The 18,939-nt window shown below is 69.7% G+C and carries 13 protein-coding genes; 3 read left to right on the top strand and 10 right to left on the bottom strand.

Annotation, left to right across the window (positions count from 1 at the left end):
• Window positions 1–4: 4 nt before the first annotated feature.
• The 8 genes from AC5DRG_RS38215 to eccB all read right to left on the bottom strand — a co-directional run bounded on the left by AC5DRG_RS38215 (window position 5) and on the right by eccB (window position 8,546).
• Entirely contained in the window at window positions 5–310 is a 306-nt protein-coding gene (locus tag AC5DRG_RS38215) for a DUF6317 family protein (RefSeq protein WP_491804310.1), read from the bottom strand.
• Window positions 311–1,210: 900 nt separating this feature from the next.
• Window positions 1,211–2,455 carry a type VII secretion-associated serine protease mycosin gene (gene mycP / locus AC5DRG_RS38210; RefSeq protein ID WP_491804309.1) on the bottom strand — a complete coding sequence of 415 codons (1,245 nt, stop codon included), beginning with the start codon at window positions 2,453–2,455 and terminating at the stop codon, window positions 1,211–1,213.
• Between the two features lie 180 nt (window positions 2,456–2,635).
• Window positions 2,636–4,087, bottom strand: coding sequence for a hypothetical protein (locus tag AC5DRG_RS38205; RefSeq protein ID WP_491804307.1), 1,452 nt, complete (start codon window positions 4,085–4,087; stop codon window positions 2,636–2,638).
• A gap of 22 nt (window positions 4,088–4,109) precedes the next feature.
• Entirely contained in the window at window positions 4,110–4,460 is a 351-nt protein-coding gene (locus AC5DRG_RS38200; RefSeq protein WP_491804305.1) for a hypothetical protein, read from the bottom strand.
• Window positions 4,461–4,533: 73 nt separating this feature from the next.
• Window positions 4,534–5,736 carry a type VII secretion-associated serine protease mycosin gene (mycP, locus tag AC5DRG_RS38195; RefSeq protein WP_491804304.1) on the bottom strand — a complete coding sequence of 401 codons (1,203 nt, stop codon included), beginning with the start codon at window positions 5,734–5,736 and terminating at the stop codon, window positions 4,534–4,536.
• Between the two features lie 324 nt (window positions 5,737–6,060).
• Entirely contained in the window at window positions 6,061–6,345 is a 285-nt protein-coding gene (locus AC5DRG_RS38190; RefSeq protein ID WP_491804302.1) for a WXG100 family type VII secretion target, read from the bottom strand.
• Window positions 6,346–6,455: 110 nt separating this feature from the next.
• The gene (locus AC5DRG_RS38185; protein WP_491804301.1) at window positions 6,456–6,767 is read right to left on the bottom strand and encodes a WXG100 family type VII secretion target; all 312 of its coding nucleotides are present in this window, start codon (window positions 6,765–6,767) and stop codon (window positions 6,456–6,458) included.
• Between the two features lie 216 nt (window positions 6,768–6,983).
• On the bottom strand, window positions 6,984–8,546 hold the full coding sequence (gene eccB, locus AC5DRG_RS38180) for a type VII secretion protein EccB (protein ID WP_491804300.1): 1,563 nt from the start codon (window positions 8,544–8,546) through the stop codon (window positions 6,984–6,986).
• 434 nt (window positions 8,547–8,980) lie between these two features.
• Between eccB and eccE the strand changes: the two genes are divergently transcribed.
• From eccE to AC5DRG_RS38165, 3 genes are all read left to right on the top strand, one after another.
• Entirely contained in the window at window positions 8,981–10,309 is a 1,329-nt protein-coding gene (gene eccE / locus AC5DRG_RS38175; RefSeq protein WP_491804298.1) for a type VII secretion protein EccE, read from the top strand.
• Complete coding sequence (locus AC5DRG_RS38170) at window positions 10,309–11,157, top strand: hypothetical protein (protein WP_491804297.1); 849 nt, start codon at window positions 10,309–10,311, stop codon at window positions 11,155–11,157. Before eccE ends, AC5DRG_RS38170 begins: the two co-directional genes overlap by 1 nt.
• A 210-nt stretch (window positions 11,158–11,367) precedes the next feature.
• Window positions 11,368–13,971 (top strand): SCO5717 family growth-regulating ATPase, encoded by a 2,604-nt coding sequence (locus AC5DRG_RS38165; RefSeq protein ID WP_491804295.1) that lies wholly within the window; start codon window positions 11,368–11,370, stop codon window positions 13,969–13,971.
• Between the two features lie 95 nt (window positions 13,972–14,066).
• Here the strand turns inward: AC5DRG_RS38165 and AC5DRG_RS38160 are convergent, their stop codons facing one another.
• Together AC5DRG_RS38160 and AC5DRG_RS38155 are read right to left on the bottom strand one after the other, a co-directional pair.
• The gene (locus AC5DRG_RS38160) at window positions 14,067–15,035 is read right to left on the bottom strand and encodes a bifunctional riboflavin kinase/FAD synthetase (protein ID WP_491804294.1); all 969 of its coding nucleotides are present in this window, start codon (window positions 15,033–15,035) and stop codon (window positions 14,067–14,069) included.
• 128 nt (window positions 15,036–15,163) lie between these two features.
• Window positions 15,164–18,802, bottom strand: coding sequence for a trypsin-like peptidase domain-containing protein (locus AC5DRG_RS38155; protein ID WP_491804292.1), 3,639 nt, complete (start codon window positions 18,800–18,802; stop codon window positions 15,164–15,166).
• Window positions 18,803–18,939 lie beyond the last annotated feature (137 nt).

Below are 18,939 nucleotides of genomic sequence, written 5' to 3'. Positions count from 1 at the left end.
GCAATCACTTCCCCGCAGCCGCGGCGCGCTTGAAACTCTCCTCCAGGGAGGTCTCCACTTCGCGGTAGTTGTCCGTATTCTTCTGGAGGCCCTCGGTGAGCTTGCCGATACGCTCCCGGATCTGCTCACTGCCGTACTTCCAGCGCTCCTGGAACTCGTCGCACGCCTCGTCCAGCTCCGGCGTCCCGATCTGGTCGGCCCGTACGTGCTGCAGGGCGGTCCGCACCTGCTCAAGGCAGTCATTGACTTCCTTGAGGTCCCTGGTGAAAGTGGCGAGCTGATCAATGTCGGTCTTGAAGTGGTCCCCCACTCAGGCCTCCCCGTTCGCGTATCGACGGTCGCAGCGGCAAACGACAACCGGCGGTCGAATGGGCCGATTGTGCCATGGAGCGGTAAGTACACAGCGCGGGGGTCGCGGACTTCACTTGGACCGGCCTCGGCCGACCCGCCGGTCCAGCCTCGCAGGAATTGATCTTGGGCGGGCATGCGCCACGACCGACAGCGCGATCAAGACCAGGCCGAGAGTGATACGTCCCGTGACCTGCCTCGCTCGTGCGCGCCTGTCGTGCTTCAGCACCTGTTCGGCATCGACATCGGGTACCACCGTTGGGCCTATCACCGGTTGTCCGTGCTCGTTACTGGTCTCGGTACGGAGGTTGCTGGGCATAAGGGTTGACGGGCTGCGGAGGCTGTGCAGGAGGAGCGGGGTACCCGTATTCCTGGTCGGGAGTTGCGGTGGGGTACGGCTGTTGGGCGGTCGGGTACACCGCCTGCTGGGGGGGATAGCCCACGTTCTGCGGGTAAGTTCCGCTGACTGGGCCACCGTTCCCGGAGTCGCGGCGACTACGGGTTACGACAAAGACAGTGGCGGCGACAATTACGGCTCCGATGCCGATCACGCCGACGATAAGGACGATGGCGCCCATTGAGGAGGTCCCTTCTCGGTCTCGGGCTGATTCGCTGCGGTGTCGTTGTTTCCGGGTGCCTTGGTGGCCAGCTGGATCCGACCGATCAGGTCCAGCGCCGTCAGCCACAGAAATTTCCAGACGAGATCGACGTTACGAAGAGCAGGCAGGGGGCGACAACTGCGCTCCCGAGCAAGAAGGCGGCCGAGCGGTTCACGGTACGCGACGGCTCTCATGGGCAACTGGTTGGGAATTCAGGCCCGGTAGTCCCGAGTCCACAGCATCCCCGAGGGGAACTACGCCGCCTACTGCCCTTGGTTCGGGGGTTGCTGCGCATAAGGGTTGGGGTGCTGCGGGGACTGGCCCGGAGGAGTGGGGTATCCCTGATTGGGGTACGAGTGGTGGCCCGTCGGAGGTTGGGGCGGGTAGCCCGCATCGTAAGAGGGGGTTCCGCCTCCGGAGCCGGGACCACCGTTGCCGCCGTTGCGACGGCTGCGGATTACCGCGATGACGATACCGACGACAACTACGACGGCTGCGATCCCGCCAGCGATGACGAGGATGTTGCTTGAAGAGGACTTCCCTTCATCAGCCTGGGTCGAGGTGTCCGGTTCCTCGGACGCGCCGCCGGACGCGGAGTCGGATGACTGGAGCTGGCCGAGAGGGTTCTTCTTGGAACCAGCGGGGATGTCCATCGTGAGCGCCGAGTAGGGCCGGACGATCCCGTAGCCGTATCCTTCGTCGGGCGCTTTCAAACCCTCGTGGTGCGCGAAGGTGGCCGACTTGATCAGACGGTTAATTACCTGGCCTGCAGTGAGGGCAGGGTACTTTGCGCGGACCAAGGCCGCAGTAGCCGACACGTAGGCTGTAGCGTCCGAGGTGCCGCTCGCAAGACTGTATCCCTGTGATCGGTTCTTATTCGCAGCGAGAATGTCTACACCGGGAGCTGTAAGAGCCAATTCCTTCCCAGTGTTGGAGTTCTCCCAGAGGTTGGCGTCTTTATCAACTGCGCCAACGGCCACTACACCGGGCAGTGCAGCCGGATAACCGACATCTCCGCCATTGTTTCCCGAGCCAGCAACTACAACGACATCGTGCGCTTGCGCGTACGCAATTGCCTCTCGGCCGACACTACCAGTCGTGCTGTACTCATCAGCAAAGGACAGATTGATGACCTTTGCGCCCTGGTCCACAGCATAACGAACTGCAGCGGCCCACGTCTCATCCAGATTCTTATCATCCCTCTTCTGGAGGGTGCGCAGTGGTAGAATCTTCGCCTTCGGCGCGAGGCCGATCATACCGGATGCATTTCCTGCACCATGACCATGCGCGGCGATAATACTCGCCATTCTGGTCCCGTGCCCGACTACATCCTCCTGAGCATTTCCTCCACCGGTGAAGTCCTTGCCCTTAAGGACCTGACCTGTCAAATCGGGATGGGTGGCGTCAACTCCGGTGTCGACGACAGCAACGGTAACGCCCTCCCCTTGCGACTCGGCCCAAACGTCTTCTACTGAGAAGACATCCAAGGCCCACTGTTGGTCCCTCACGTAGTCAGCCGAGGCAGTCGGGGCTGATGTGAGGAGCAAGGCTCCCGTCAAAGCCGCGACCCCTGCCATTGACGAGACTCGTTTCAAACGCAATTCCCTGCTCCTCACTCAGCTCTGGCTGGGTGCGCCAGCCTTCATACAGGGGCAGACGACGACTTCCAGTCTGGCCCGCGTCCGTACTTACTCGATGGTCCGCGGTACGTTCCGGTTACGGTCCTCTTCCGAGATCCAGGTCTCTTCGTCCTCGACCAAATAGTCGGGACGGTCACCCTGGCTGTTCTCTTCCTCAGACCGCCGGCCGCGACCACCCGCACCGCCAGCTCCGCCAGCCATGGCGCCGCGCTGAGATCCGCCGCGGCTGCCGTGCAAGCCCGCACCGCCACCGGCGCCCTTGCCGGTGACCCCCTTGGCTGCCCCGACCACACCACCACGGGACCTCGCGAGGGCTCCCCGGCCACCAGCGCCAGCACTGCCTCGACCAGCCGCACCGGCGCCCCCGCCCATGCCACCCATACCGGATCGGCCTCCGGCACCGCGACCCGCCGCGCCGCCACCGGCCATGCCACTGCGACCGCCTGCGGCTCCGATGCCGCCGCGTCCGGCAGCACCGCGCCCGAGGCCGGACGTTCCACCAGTAGGGACGACACTCGGGCCCTGAGCCCCGCCGCTGCTGGCGCCGCCACCGCTGATGCCTCCGCCGGTCCCCGTGCTGGGGCCACTCCCCGTCAGGCCAGGGGAAATGCTATCCACCTTTGTCTTGGCTGTCGGGAGCTGCGAACCCCCAGTAATGCCAGAGTCACGGGGCACCGTAGGGGCTGGCTTGACGCTGGCTGTCGAGCCTGCGCTCCACGGCTTCGGGACTGAGCCCGCTGCTCCTGGCCGAGATGCACTCCCGCCACCGCCGGTGACTGGCGGCGGGTACTCCACCTGACCGTTGGGCTCCTTAATGTTGCCCTCACCGTCGTCGATGATTTTGTTGTTCTTCAAGTTCCGCGTGACTCGCATGTACTGAGCCCCGAGGTTCTCCATGACGGCAACACCGTTGAGCTGGGCTTCACGGCTCGCGCCAATCTTGCCCTCGTTGATTTCGGCTACTTCCTTGGCGGTGAGCTTGCGGTCCTGGAGGTCCTTGGCCGTTGATTCGCCGTTATCCCAGGACCAGTCACTCAGGGCGTCACCAACCTTAGCCCAGCCACTGGGTTCGTTGATTTCGTCCAGCTGCGCCTTGTAGTTGCGCAACTGAGAGGCCGCGTCAGCCATCTGAGTACTATTGAGATCAGCGTGCCAGGCCGCGTACCTGACGTTCTGCGCGATTTCGCGAGCCTTCTTCTCGAAACTCCTGGCTGCGTCGCCCTCCCAGTGCTCCAGGACGTTGTCGACCGCCTTGTCGAGCAGGCCCGCGATCCCCCCACCATCGCCACCGGCAAGGATTTCGTTGACCTTTCCCCAGTGGCGACCAGTCTCTTCGATCAGGTCTGGATTAGTGCCGTCAAGCATCTGCTTGAGCTCTTTGAGTGAGTGGTCAATGAATTGAGTCCTGGTCTGAGGGCGCCCTGGGTCCGCAACGCAGACGTCATTCTCAATCACGGGCTTCGGCAGGTCTTTGTCTCCGGCCATTTTGAACTCCTCCACTTAATGGGTGATTTCGATCGGACTACTTTGCCCAGTCGCCGTTCGAGCCCCCGGAGTCACCACCCATTTGCTGCTTGTTCGCGTACTCCTGCTCGGTGTACTTGTCCTTCACCTTGGACGTGCTCTTGCCGAAACTGTCGATCAGGCCATGCAGTCCCTGGATCGCACCTTCAAGGTCACTCTTCGCGTCCTTATGGGCATTGAAGAGATCGCCCGCCTCCAGGAACACACAATTGTTCCCGAACGCACCCATCGTGATCTCCGTGTTATACCGCGACGTCTGCCCCGCTTTGTCCATGTCGTCCAGCAGCGTCCAGAGCTTCCGGATGACCTCATCCAGCGCACTCAGATCAACCCGCATACCGTTACTCATACCCCGTTGTCCTCTCCCCTGTTCCTCAAGTTGTCAGTACCCGCTCGGTGCCCAAGTTGCCCAACTCGCCCAGTCATCGCACAAGTCCGCTACCCGACCGACCAGCTCGCCCGATCCGGCCATCCTGCCCAACCCGACCATCCCGCCGACTACGCCAGTCCCGCACAGCCACCCCACCCCCCGCAACCACGAGTGCCAGCGCCACCCCCGTGCCCAGGACGTAGATCGCGATCCGGCGTTCCCGTTCCGCCTCGCTCTCGCCCATCGTTACGGCCATCGGGACGACCCTGCCGGCGCCGACCGTCGTCACCGGATCCGGTGACGGAGACGAGCCCGGCGTCGAGTCGTCCGAGAGGGCGGCTACCGGGTCGACCACGCCCCAGCCGATGAAGCTGTTGGGGCCCCGCCCCGGACGTACGGCGGTTTCCTCGATGCGGGTGGCGATTTGGGACGCCTTCCACGTCGGGTGTTTCTGCTTCAGCAATGCCGCTACGCCCGCCACGTACGGAGCCGCGAAGCTCGTGCCGTCGGCGCTGCACTGGCCGCCCTTCGGGACGGTGGAGACCATGTCTACGCCGGGTGCGGCGACGTCGACGAAGTCGCCCGACTGTGAGAAGTAGGCGCGTTCGTCGTTGCGGTCGGAGGCCGCTACCGCGAGGACGCCGGGGTAGGAAGCCGGGTATGTGTCCGCGGACTTGCCGTCGGCTCCGTCGTTGCCGGCGGCTGCCACGATCAGGGCGCCCTGGCCCACCGCGTACTCCACGGCGCTGCGCAGGCCGTCGTTGTCTTCCTTGCTCGCGGTGTCCGAGGAGATGTTGATGATCTCCGCGCTCGCGGCCACCGCGGCCCGGATCGCCTCCGACATGGTCCCCGAGTTGCCCTGCCCCTCGTCTCCCTCCCCGCCCGTGTAGCGGAGGGAGAGGATCTTGGCGTCGGGGGCGATGCCCACGAAGCCCGTGCCCTTGATCGCGCGTGCGGCGATGATGCCCGCGACCCTCGTGCCGTGGCCTTCGAGGTCCTGAGTGCCGTCCGTGGAGCCGACGTAGTCCTTGCCACCAGCCGCCATGGCACTGCTCAGTTGAACGTTGGTGTCGTCGACGCCCGTGTCGATCACGGCGACCGTGACGCCCTTGCCCGTCGCCTGTTCCCACAGCTGGTCCAGGAGTAGCCGCTGGAGCGACCACGGCGTGGACTTGATGACGTCGCCGCCGAAGACGCACTCCGTGCTGGCCGCCAGGCCGAAGTCCACGCTGCCGGAACCAACCGTGTCCGCCATTGCCGACTGCGCCGGCGCCGACGTCAAGCAGATCCCCGTCGCCGCGAGCACGCCGAGAACCCGCTGCAGTGCGCGGGTTCCACTGTTGCGGCTACGCGAACGGGCTTTCCGGCCCTCCACGTTCAGGCCCCTCATGTCCAGGCCCCCAGGGCTTCCTTGCTTCCTTCGAAGCTGGGTCATGTGCGTGTGAAGATTTGCGGGATTTGCCGTGCTCGGTCCCGCAGAAGGTGTGTACGACCCCGGAGCAGAGGTCGGCCCAGCGGACGCCTTGGCATTCGCTGGGCCGATTCTCTTCATCTCAGGTCCCTCGGGTCGCCGACGGGCCTAGCCCCAGGTCGAGGCGTTGCTCTTCTCGGTGGCCTGGTAGCTCTCGGCCGCGCTCTGCAGGGCGGTGGAGATCTTCAGCAGGGTCGCGTGCAGGTCGGCGGCGGTCTGGTCCCATTCGCGCTGCTTGCGCTGGTAACCCTCCTGCGCCTCGCCTTCCCAGGAGTTGGCGACGCGCTTGACCGCGGCCTCGAGGTCGTCGAGCTGCTGCTTGATGCGGCCGGCGGTCGTCTTCACGTCCGTGGACGCGTTGGTGATGGTTGCGTAATTGACGAGAATCGACATCGTCGTTCCCTTTCAGGAAGAGTCGTAAGAAGAGAAGTCAGTGGAGATCGGTCGAGGCCCCTACGGATCCCTCGGAACCGACGAAGATCTGCTGGTGTCCGCGGCCCTTGTCAGCCGAAGTCGGACATGATCTTGCTGATCTCGCTGTTCTGCTGCTCTTCCGACGCGGAGTAGTTGCTCCGCGTGGAGTCCACGGCTTCCTTGATGTCGTTGAGGATGTCGCTCATCCTCTTCGCGTCGGAGTTCCAACGGTCCTGCAGCTGACGGTAGGACTGGGCCGCCTGACCCTGCCAACCTCCCGCGATCTGGTCGATCACTCCGTTGAGACGGCGGATCTCGCCCTGCAGTTGGCCGCTGACGGTGTTGATGTCACCGGAGAGCTTGGTGAGTTCGTCCTCTGTTACCCGGAACTGGCCGGCCATGTTGAACCTTCCCCCATGTCGTCGTTGATTCCGGGAAACCTGCACTGGTGCCCGGAAGCTTCGCACCGTTGAGCGCTGCAAACACTCTATCGTTAGCCTGTCACTCATCCACAGGCAAGACCAATCAGTTACACGGCTCACACACTTGGGCGATCGTTTTGTGATCCACACGCCGTCTTACTCTCAAGTGAGCTTGCACGCCAGCCCGTTGGCCGGTCACTGACTCTGTTCCTGAGTCGCGCTACCGGTGTCCAGAGTGGGCCCCTTCGGGATGAATTTCGCCCACGTCTGCGGCACGACCGCGGGGGTGGAGACGTCCTCGTATCCCAGCCGCGTACGCGCCTTGTCCGTCTCGCTCGCCTCGCCCTCCGACGAGGACGAACCGCTGCTGCCCGACGCCGCGGAACTGTCGTTGTTCACCGGCAGTGAATACCGAAGGCCCGTGTCCGTCAGCAGGTACCACGCCCCGCCGCCTCCCGCCGTACCGACGACCTCCTGGAAGAGAAGCCCCGAGCCCGACGAGACATAGGCGCTCAGCGAATCGGCGATGACCTTCTTCGGGTACGTCGTTCCCGCCCAGGTGGCGAGCTGCGGCTTCTTGTCCGTGCCGATGGTGCCGTCGTAGACGCTGCACGAGGTGGTACGGGCCGCGTCGGTCACCGTGGCCGCGGGGTTGGCCTGCTGCGGGACCTTCTCGGGCCAGCCCTTGTCGGCGTAGAAGCGGTTCGCCTGGCCGCCGTTGGCCGCGCTGATGTCCTGGGTGGGGACCTTGACGGCCTCGGTTCCCACTGCGGAGGGCGACTGGTTGAGCAGCTGGGCGACGAAGGGCGTGATGGAGGCGACCTCGTCCTTGAGGACGACGTAGTACTGCGTGCCCTGCGCGTCCTGCGCCTCAAGGACCTGGCCGACCGTGCTCGCATTGGCGGGGAGGCCCTGGACCGAGGCCGTGTCTCCGGCGGACGGCACCGTCGGGAAGCCGATGACCCCGCCGTCGTTGAGGGTGGCCAGCCACTCCTGGCTCACCGGCTGCGGCTCGGCCCTGCTGCCGATGACGGCGGAGCGCAGCTGCGCCATGGTGGTGTCGTCGAGACCCGACGTGCCGCCCAGCAGGAAACGGTTGCCCTTGCCGTCGACCAGGTACTCCAGCGAGGTCTTGCTGTCGATGACGTACAGGGCCTCGCTGGAGGAGACCTTGCCCGCATCCCCCAGCGCCTTCGCGTCCGCCGCGTCGAGGACGAAGACCGCGCGGTCGATGGCGTTGTCCGAGCCGTCGGTCGGGCGCTCGCAGACCGCCCAGGTCTTCGCCTTCTCCGCGTCGTCCTTGGCGGGGAGGCGGTCGGGGGCGTACGGGATGCCGAGGGTCGAGCCGTGGGGGATGCCGCTCTTGTCGATCTCCTTGCCGGAGACCTCCAGGACGCTGCCCTTGCCCTTGTCGAGGAGGAGCTTGGCGGAGGCGTAGTTGAGGACGGGGTGCAGGGTCGGGGTCTTCTTGCCGTTCGCCGCCTTGTCCTCCAGGACGACGTAGCGCGTCGTGGAGTCGCTGTCGACGATGATGTACTCGCCGGGGGTGTCCCAGCCCTCGGGCGCCGCCGGCTTGAGCACGCCCCAGGCGATGAAGCCGATCACCAGGACGACGCCGACGGCGAGGCTGGGCATCACCGTACGGACGGGACGCGGTGCGCCTTCCTCGGAGCCGCCCGGCGACGGCGCCAGAAACGCCGCGACGGTGCGCTTGCGAGCGAACGTGTAGGCGGCGAGCTCATCCCGACGCTTTGCCATGGTCCCCGTGTCTCCCGATTTCTGGTCCCCGATGGTCCCCGTTGGCGGGGTCCGAGTTCGCAGGCCCCCGTTGGTACCCGTTGGTGCCCGATCGTGCCGGATCGCGAATCGCGAGGCGATGCCCGACGACAGGCCGCCGCTTCGGCCGAGCAGGCACCTACTATGCCCTGCGCCGCGGGGTGGCGGTCCATCAGGGTAGGGCCGTCCCCGCATCCGGCCCCGCATCTTCACAGATCATCTTCACAGAGCTTCACGACAGCGCTCCACCATGCGACGCGGGTCCGTGCGAGGCTGGCCACCCGGGGCTCTGTGTCCCCTGTGCCGCTGTGCCGCCTGTGCTCGGCAGCGGGTACCGTGAGCCACTCGTATGGACGATGTCGGCCAATGGGCGCCTGACGAACGGCCACCACTTCGCGAAAGGGATGTCCCGGGGGATGACCAGCGCTACGAGCTCTCGGCGCGAACGCCGCGCACAGCAGCAACCGGACGGTCCGGGCCGCGGTCCGGGGCAGGGACGCGTGCCGACTCCGGTCCCCACCGCCGCTTCGCCCCGCACGCTGCCAACTCCCGGCGGCATGGGGCCGGTACGGCTGCAGCAGCTCATCCTGGTGGAGCTCGCGGCGGGCGTCATGCTGGCCGCCTGGGTCACCGACGTGTCCTGGCTGCTGGCCCCGGCGGGTGCCGTGGCCGCGCTGCTGCTGCTTCTCGCGGTTCTGCGCCGGGGCCGTCGGCCGCTGCCCGAGTGGTACGAGACGGTACGTGCGCTGAGGCGCCGTCAGCGTGAGGCCAAGTCGCCCGTCCCGCCCGGGACCGACCCGATGCTGGCCCCGGCCGTGGAGTGCGATCCGGCGCTGCGGACCTACGGGTTCGTGTCCCGTAACGACCGTTCGATCGGCCTGATCGGCGACGGGACCTTCCTGACCGCGGTGCTCTTCGTGCAGCCGGGAGACATGCCCCTGCGTCCCGAGGCAGCCGGCCGGCAGCTGCCGCTCCGGCTGATCCAGGACGCGTTGGAGGTCGACGGGATCCGGCTCGCCTCCGCGCAGGTCGTACAGCACACCCAGCCGGCGCCCGCGCCGCATCTGCCCCAGGAGTCGATCGCCGCGCGGTCCTACGGCCCCCTCCAGGCGCAGGCGGGTTCGCCCGCGCTGCGGCTCACCTGGGTCGCCCTCAAGCTCGACCCCGAGCTGTGCCCGGAAGCGGTTCAGGCGCGCGGGGACGGCGTCGCCGGGGCGCAGCGCGCGCTGCTGCGGGTGGCGGACCAGCTGGCCAGCCGGCTGGACGGGGCCGGGTTCAAGGCGACCATCCTGGACGAGAACGAACTGGTGCAGGCCCTCGCGACCTCCAGTTGCCTCAACCCGCGAGTCAGCGCCCAGCACACCCAGGACGGGCGCGCGCCCCAGCGTCGTACGGTCGAGGCGGTTCGGACCTGGCGGGTCGACGACCGGTGGCACACCACGTACTGGATCTCCCGCTGGCCGCAGTTGGGGGACGGCGGGGTGTCACTGCCCGAGCTGATCACGCGGTTCACCTCGCTCCCGGTGCTCGCCACGACGTTCAGCGTGACCCTGAGCAAGGCCGGCAGCCGGGGTGTCTCCTTCGCCGGGCACATCCGGGTCACCGCCCGTGGTGACAGCGAACTCGGCCAGGTGGGAAGGGACTTGGAGCGGACCGCGAGTGCCGCGAAGGTCGGACTGGTCCGCCTCGACCGGGAACAGGTCCCCGGAGCCCTCGCCACCCTGCCGCTCGGAGGTACGTACTGATGTCCCAGCCCGCTCAGACCATGCCCCCGGGTCAGCCGGGCCGGAACGCCGCCCCCGCACGCACCCCCGCGCACGTGGCCTCACCCACCGACACCGGCATCATCCCGATCATCCGGCAGCCGTCGGCGACCCGGCAGCAACGGCGCGTCTTCAGCCCGGGGTTCGGGCTGCGCGGGCCGCGCCGGAACCGCCATGTCGTCACCGTCGACGAGCTCCCGGCGATCAGCATGCCGATCGGCGACGACGGCGTGATCATCGGCACCGACCGGTCGAACCAGCCGGCCGTGCTCGGCCTGGCCCGGCCCACCCCGTTCGATGTCGTGCTCGTGGGCGGTCTCTGGCTCGCCCAGGTGTTGGCGCTGCGTGCCGCGGCGACGGGGGCGCGCGTGGGCGTGGAGACCGGTCGGCCGCAGGCCTGGCAGCAGTTGGCCCAGACGGCCGGTGGCGGCCAGCAGTGTGTGACGGTCTATCCGGTGGGACGCGTGCCCGCTCAGGGCCCCTCCGTGTCGAGCCCGGTCGTCCTGTTCCGGGACTGCGGTATCCGCCCGCCGCGCGGACGCGTCACCTCCCTGCCGTGGCAGGCCGTGGTGACGGTGCTGCCCTTCGTCAGCGAGCACGCTCCGCGCTGGCTGTCCCAGGCCCAACTGGTGGGGATCCAGCGCATCTCGCCGCAGGAGACCGAGATCGTCCAGGACACCCTGGGGATCCCGGACGAACCTCTCCAGTACCTTCCGAACCTTCACGACAGCGTCGCCCTGTGGTGCACTCGTAAGCACCGCAGTTTCGTCATGACCGAACCCACCGACGCGGAGACGGGTCTGCTCGGCGTGGCCCGTCGCCTGGACTGACGCGTCGTCCGTTTTCCGGGAATACGTCACTGTTTCCCGGGATGCGGTGCGAACCGGTCATGCCCATGGGTGCTTTTCCGTACCGCGATGTGAGTGATTAGGCTTCTGGTGATGCGGTGACGATCGCAGCCGCGTGGGGGGTTCGCCACTCGGTCCGCCCGGCCGCGACGACGACCAATTCAGCAGCAGTGGCTGACCAGGAGGCAAGCAGTGAACAGGGAACCGTCCGAGTACAACGGCGGCGGCGGCCCGTCCTCTGACGGGGACGAACAAGAGGTGGAACTCACCGGTGAGTTCGAAATCGTCTACACGCCTCCCGCCTGGTACGCCCCCAGCACACAGTCCGGCTCCGCGGCCGCCGATCAGCGGAACGCCGGGCAGGCCGCACCACAGCCACCGACCGGGTCACCCGTCGGCTCGCCTGGCGGGCCCTCGGCCGGACCGCCCGGTGGTCGCGCACCGCAGCAGCCGGCGCAGGGCGCACCGGGCGCGCCTGGTGTGAACCAGCAGGGCGCGGGTGGCACGAGTGGCTACGGCGTCCCGCAGCCCCCTCAGACCCCCCAGCCGTCGCAGCCCGCCCAGCCGCCGCAGCCACAGCCGCAGGCCGGCTCGACCCCCGCCGCCGGCGTCCCCGCGGCCCCCGGCGGATACGGCTACCCCCAGACCCCCGGCCAGCCCCCCGCCCAACCCCCGGCGTCGCCCCCGCCCGCCGCCGCACCCGGCTTCCCCGTGCTGCGCCCGGTCGACGAGGACTCCCAGGGCAACGCACCGCAGGCCGCCGCCCCCGCGCCGAGCGTTCCCGAAGAGCCCGCCCCCGCCGCACAGCCGATGCCCGAGCTCAACCACGCCGCCGCCGACGCCGAGGCAGCCGCGCTGTTCGGCACCGCCGATGAGCCGGAGGAGCACCGGAGCGAAGAGACGTCGGAGTCGGGTGGCCCCGCGTCCGCCCCGGAGGGCGAGGGAACGGCGGGCGTCCGTTCCGACACGGGTTCCCCCGCGCAGACCGGCGCCGACGCGCCGGCGACGCCGGAGGCAGAGCCCGAGCCCGCCGCGCAGGCCCCCGTGACACCCCCGGCCGGCCAGGGGATCCCCCCGCTGCCGCCGGGCTACACGCCCGCGCACCCCACGCAGGGAGCGCCGCAGCAGCCGCAACAGCCAGGCCGGCCGGGCCAGTTCGCCCCGGCCGCCGCACAGGCCGACGGCTACGGCTACCCCCAGCAGGCCCCTCAGCCCGGACAGCCCCAACCCGGCTACGGCTACCCCCAGACTCCCGCCCAGCCCCCGCAACAGCCGGGACAGCCCCCGCAGCAGGGCACGTTCGGCCCGCCCCCGGCGCAGCCGCAACCACAGCCCGGTTACCCCGCACAGGGCGGACAGCCGGCCCCGGTCGACCCGCGCCTGGCCCCCCAGCCCCCGCAGCCGCAGGCCCCCGGATACGGCTACCCCCAGCCCGCACCCGGACAGCCCCAGCCGCAGCCCGGCTACGGCTACCCCCAGCCCCCCGCCCAGCAGCAGCCGGGCTACGCCTACCCGCCGCAGCAGCCCCCGGCCCAGCAGCAGCCCGGGCAGCCTCCGGCCCAGGCCCAGCAGCCCGCCACTCCCCCCGCCGCCTACGGCAACCAGGGCTGGACCGCCCCGCCCGGCCCGCAGTCCGGCCCCGGCGCCCCCCAGCAGCAGCAAGCCGCGCCCGGCACCCCGCTCGGTTACAACGCGGCCGTCGAGCTGTCCTCCGACCGACTGCTGCGCAACCAGCCCAAGGCCCGTAAGAACAACCAGGGCCCGTCCCGCTTCAAGCTCGGCGCCAAGAAGGAGGAGGCCGAGCGGCAGCGGAAGCTGGGGCTGATCCGTACGCCGGTGATGTCCTGCTACCGGATCGCGGTGATCAGCCTCAAGGGCGGCGTCGGCAAGACCACGACGACGATGTCGCTGGGCGCCACGCTCGCCACCGAGCGACAGGACAAGATCCTGGCGATCGACGCCAACCCGGACGCCGGCACCCTCGGCCGACGGGTGCGGCGCGAGACGGGCGCGACCATCCGCGACCTGGTGCAGGCGATCCCGCAGCTGAACAGCTACATGGACATCCGCCGCTTCACCTCGCAGGCGCCCTCCGGTCTGGAGATCATCGCCAACGACGTGGACCCGGCGGTCTCCACCACGTTCAACGACCAGGACTACCGCAGCGCGCTTGAGGTGCTGGGCAAGCAGTACCCGATCATCCTCACGGACTCCGGTACCGGTCTGCTCTACAGCGCGATGCGCGGAGTCCTCGACCTCGCCGACCAGTTGATCATCATCTCCACGCCCTCGGTGGACGGTGCGAGCAGCGCCTCGACCACGCTCGACTGGCTGTCGGCGAACGGGTTCGCCGATCTCGTCCAGCGGTCGGTCACCGTGATCTCCGGTGTCCGCGAGACGGGCAAGATGATCAAGGTGGAGGACATCGTCGCGCACTTCGAGACGCGTTGCCGCGGTGTCGTCGTGATCCCCTTCGACGAGCACCTCTCGGCGGGCGCCGAGGTCGACCTCGACATGATGCGTCCCAAGACCCGCGAGGCCTACTTCGATCTCGCGGCGCTCATCGCCGAGGACATCGCCCGTACGCAGCAGGGCTTCGGCAACCCGAACATGGGTTACCAGCAGCAGCCCCAGCAGGGTTACGCGCCCCCGCAGCACCCCCAGCAGCCCTACGCCCAGCCCGGCGCCGCCCCCCAGCCGGGCCAGCAGTGGCAGCAGCCGGCGCAGCCGCCCCAGGCTCCGCAGCAGGAGCCGCCGCAGCAGGGAGTCGTACCGCCCGGCTGGACACAGCAGTAGCGGAAGCTGAAGTCGACGCATGACGGAGGGCCGACACCATCACGGTGTCGGCCCTGCGTCGTTCGCGCATGTCCCCCCGGTGTCGGGGGCCGGGATCAGGCGGGGCCGGGCCCGTCCGCGGCTGCGGCCGTGATCAGTTCACGGCACTTCTTCACGTCCTCGGCCATCTGCACCAGCAGCGCGTCCAGCGACTCGAACTTCGCCTGACCGCGCACGAAGGACAGGAAGTCGACGGCGACATGCAGGCCGTACAGATCGAGCCCGACGCGGTCGATCGCGTACGCCTCCACCGTGCGCTCCGTCCCGTCGAACTGCGGGTTCGTGCCGACGGAGATCGCGGCCGGCATCACCTCGTCCTGCGCGTGCAGCCAGCCCGCGTAGACGCCGTCGGCCGGGATCGCGGTGTGCGGCAGGGTCTCGACGTTCGCGGTGGGGAAGCCCAGCTCGCGGCCGCGCTGGGCGCCACGGACGACCACGCCCTCCACGCGGTGCGGGCGCCCGAGGATCTCGGCGGCTCCCTCGACGTCGCCCTCGGCGACCAGGCGGCGGGTGAGCGTGGAGGAGAAGGGCTGGCCGCCGCCTGCCGCGCCGGACACGTACAGGTCGACGACCTCGACCTCGAAGTCGTACGTCTTGCCCTGCTCGGTCAGGAACTCCACGTTGCCCGCGGCCTTGTGGCCGAAGCGGAAGTTGGGGCCCTCGACGACCGCCTTGGCGTGCAACTTGTCCACCAGGACCTTCACCACGAAGTCGGCCGGGGACAGCTTCGAGAACTCGGTCGTGAAGGGGAGGATGAGGACCGCGTCCACACCAAGGTCCGCCATCAGCTCGGCGCGCCGGTGGTGCGGGGCCAGCAGCGGTGGATGGCTGCCGGGGCGCACGACCTCGCTGGGGTGCGGGTCGAAGGTGACGACGACCGAGGGAACGCCCAGCTCACGCGCGCGTTCCACGGCATGCCGGATGATCAGCTGGTGCCCGCGGTGGACTCCGTCGTAGGAACCGATGGTGACGACGCTGCGCCCCCAGTCCTCGGGGATGTCCTCCAAGCCACGCCAGCGCTGCACTGTGACCGCTCCTTGTCGAACCCGTGTCCGTCTTTGCCTGTTCTTACGCAGGTCCTAGGGTGCCATGCCGCGTGCGTCCGTCCGGCATCGGCATGGGGGCTGTGACGGGGCGCACGTATCTCGTCGGGTTATGCGGGGACTCGCACCCCTGCCAGGTTCTCGATCATGCGGCGGGTGCTGGGGCCGACGACCGCGGCCCACGCCTCCGGGGTGTCGCTGAGCCAGCCCGCCACCAGGGTGGCGAAGCCCGGGATCCGGCGGCCCAGGTCGACGAGGCCGCGGTCGAAGCGGGTCGCGCCCGCCGGGGTGCGGACCAGGAGGAGGCCGGTGCGGTGGACGAGGTCGCGGATGCCCTCTGCACGGTGTTGGGCCGCCGCGTGCAGCAGCGCGTCCAGGACGCCGGGATCGTGCTCGTGGGCCAGCAGGAATTCGAGGAGCTCGTGGCGCAGGGGGCGGGACGCGGGGGTGCCGGGCGCGGCGAAGACGGGGGCGAGGGCCTCCCGTACCTCCTCCGGGCCGCCGTCCAGGAGACCGGTGACCAGCGGGAACAGCACGGCACGGGCGGCGGGGCCCTGGTCGAGGCGCCGGTCGACGTACGCGGCTACGTGCGCCGCCGTCTCCGGCCGCTGCTCCACCGCCTCCCGTACGAGGCCGGCGACCCGGCGGGCCAGGCTCGGGGTCGTGACATCGGCGAGGGTCCGCAGCGCATCCCCCGCGTCCGGTCGGCGCAGCCGCGCCCGGAAGGCGTCGAGGACCGGCTCCGGGTCGGTTGGCAGGGCGGCGACCAGTGCGCTCGGCGGGAACTGCGGGTCTCCGGCGGCGAACTGCCGTAGCGCCTGCGGGAGATGGCGGGCGCGGGTGTGCGGATCCCGGACGAGGAGGGCGAGCGCGCCGCCGTGCAAGGTGCAGTCGGCGGGACGGGCGAGCAGGGCGAGGGCGGCGTAGCGGAGCAGTTCACGGTCGGCCTCGGTGCGTACGTGGGGTGCGGCCCGCAGTCCGTACGCCACCGCCGCTACCCGCCGCGCGGGCCGCTCGTCGTGCGCCCATCGGTCGACGGCCCGGCAGACGGCCGACGGCTCGTCCTCCGCGAGTACGGCCAGCAGCTCGTCGGCGCGCCGGTGCGCGACACCGACGAGCACCTCCGTCAGGTCGTCAAGCGCCCGGTGCCGGTGCGTGTGCAGCAGCGCCTGCGCGGCCTTGGCGACCGTGGCGTACGGGGTCGCGGGCAGCGGGCGCTCGTCGTCGAACCAGGCCGTCAGAAGCGGCTGTACGGCCGTGGCGTCGGCGGCGAGGAGATGCGCGGCGGCGTCGAGGTAACGGGGGGAGTCGGTGTCCTGCGGGGCCGGGTCGGCCAGGACGAGACGGCGGAGAAGATCGAGGCGGGTCGCCTGCGCCAAGGGCAGGGCAGTCCAGAACTCGGGGGCGAACTCCCGTGGTGCGGTGCGCTGTTGCTGCCGCCAGGCCACCAGTCGGTCGGCGAGGAGGCGGAGCGGTCCGATGTACGGCGTCGCGTCCGGGACGCTCAGCAGGGTGTCGGCGAGTAGGCGGGCGGCCCACCAGGATTGCGGGTCGGCGTCTACGGCGTGCACCAACTCCTGTAGGCGGGAGGTGAGTTCGGCGGGGCCTTGCTGGCGGGCCAGGAGGAGCAGGGCCTGGACGACAGGGCCGATGCGGTGGTGTGGGACGGGGAGGGGGTGCGTGGCCTGCGGGGTGCGGCGGCGGTGGACCAGGGCTCGCAGGGCCTCGTCCAGGTCCAGGTGCATGCCCTGGATCCAGTCGGCGAGTTCCTCGTGGGCGAAGCGGTAGCCTCCGCCGGCCGGGACGAGGAGACCTTCGGTCAGGACGGCTGACGCCCAGCCCGTGCCGCCGCCTAGCCTCTTCGGGGCCAGGCCCCAGGGGAACACCGCCTCGAAGGACTTGCGGTCCAGTTCGCCCTGGCCGGGGCCCAGGCTGCGGCGGGCTGCCTCGTGGATCTGGCCGGAGACCTTGGCTGCGAGGCGGCGAACGGCTGTCCCGCGGAGGCCGTTCTCGGCGGCTAGGCGTACCGCGATGCGTAGGCACATCAGGTCGAGGTAGGCCGCGAGGATGTCGTCGCGGTCGAGGAGGGGGGTGTCCGGGGCATCGGGGAGGGCGGCGCGGACCTCTGAGAGGAGGCGGAGGGTGAGGGGGTGGCGGGCGTCGGTGTCGTTGAGGACGCCGTCCGGGATGTCGTAGCGGGTGCGGGCCTGGTGGGCCTCGTCTTCGGTGAGGTCGCCCAGGTGTACGCAGGGGTGTTTCTCGCCACCGCCGCCCCTACCCGTCCCATCCCTGGGGGCTGCGCCCCCAGACCCCCCTATCGGCCCTGAACGGGCCTCGTCCTCAAACTCCCCCAGAGGGGGGACCCCCAGACGGGCTGGGTGGTGCGGGCCGGCGTCTGCGGGTGCGGCCCCGTGCAACACCTCTCCCGCAAACCCCACCCCCGCCCCCTCCCAGTACTCCTCCCTGCACGCCACCACCAACCGCGCCCCCGTCTCCCGCAGCCACTCCTCCGTCCCCTCCGTCCACTCCCCCAGGCGATGGGCGAGGACCGGCGGCATCTCCTCGGGGCCGTCGAGCAGGAGCAGCAGCGGTCGGCCAATGTCGCTGGCCACGCGTGCCAGGCGTTCCGGCGTGAGGTCGCCCAGGTCGGCCGGAGTGGTCGACTCGGAGGTGGCGACGATGCGGGCCGCGCGGGAAAGGGTTCGGCGGGCCGCGTCCGCCACCGAGCCGTCTGCGTCCTTCAGGTCGGCGCCGCGGAGCCACAGTGTGGGGGCCGGTTCCGTACCCCGGTGGCGGCGTGCGGCCAGGGCTGCGAGTGCGGTCGTACGGCCGGTGCCCGGGGCGCCGACGAGGGCCAGGACGGCGGCCTCGCCTGCCGTGAAGTTGGCGAACGCCCTTGCCACCGTTGCCCGTTCGACCGGCGCCACCGGGCCCGGGCCTCCTCCGGCGTCCGTCTTTCTGCCTACGTAGCCCGCCAGGGCGCCCGGCGGGCCGTCCGAGCCGACCGAGGTGGCCGTCAGTTCCAGGACGCCGGCCAGGTTGAGGTCGGCGCCGTAGGCGGGCACCGTCGAGGCGTTCAGGGACAGCAGGTCGGCCAGGGGCCCGGCCTCCGCCGCACGCAACCGCACCGCGAAGCCCGTGTCGCGCTGGCCGGCCTGGAGTGCGGTGCCCAGGACGCCCAGTACCGCGCCGGTCGCGGCGTCGAGGACGGGGCCGCCGGCCGCCCCGCCGCCGAGGCGTAGGGCGTCGCGGCCGGCCGTGCCGATCGCCAACTCCAGAGCGTCGTCGAGGAGATGGAAGCGGTCGGTGGCCGTGTAGGTGACGGAGGCGTTGCCCAGGACGCGGGCCTCACGCCAGCATCCGGCGGCGAGGCGGACGTAGGTGCCGGTCTCGATGGTGTCCCGGATGGTGATGGGGAGCGGGTCTACGCCCAAGCCCTCGGTGCGTACAAGGGCCAGGTCCAGGGCCGGCAGCGGGGTCACCGCTTCGGCGGGCACCACGCATGTGCGGTCGCCCGCCGCGCGGAGCACGAGCCGGGGCAGTCCGTCGACCGCCTCGTGGCTGGTGATCACCGTGCCGTGGTGGTCGGCCACGAATCCCGTGCCGCGCGGTCGGCCGGCCAGGTCGTGGATCCGCACCAGGACGTCGTCCCGCGCGGCACCGGTGTCCGTGCCGGTCGCCCGGTCGTCGTCCCGGCTCGCGTCCGGCGTACGGCGGCCGCCGCCGGTCCGCGGGCCCCGTCCCGCCATGGTCGAACCTCCCCGCCGGGCGCCCGTGCTGTCCGCGCCCTGTGTTCGACGGTAGGCGCGGGTTGATCAGCCGGACAGATCGCGCGGTGAACGCGCCCCCTTCCGCTCCCTCGGTTCACTCCGAGCGCCTGCCCGGA

Source organism: Streptomyces sp. JLBG701 (genome assembly GCF_058544905.1).
Note: the sequence above shows the minus strand (reverse complement) of the source record. Positions and strands in the feature narration are given on the sequence as shown.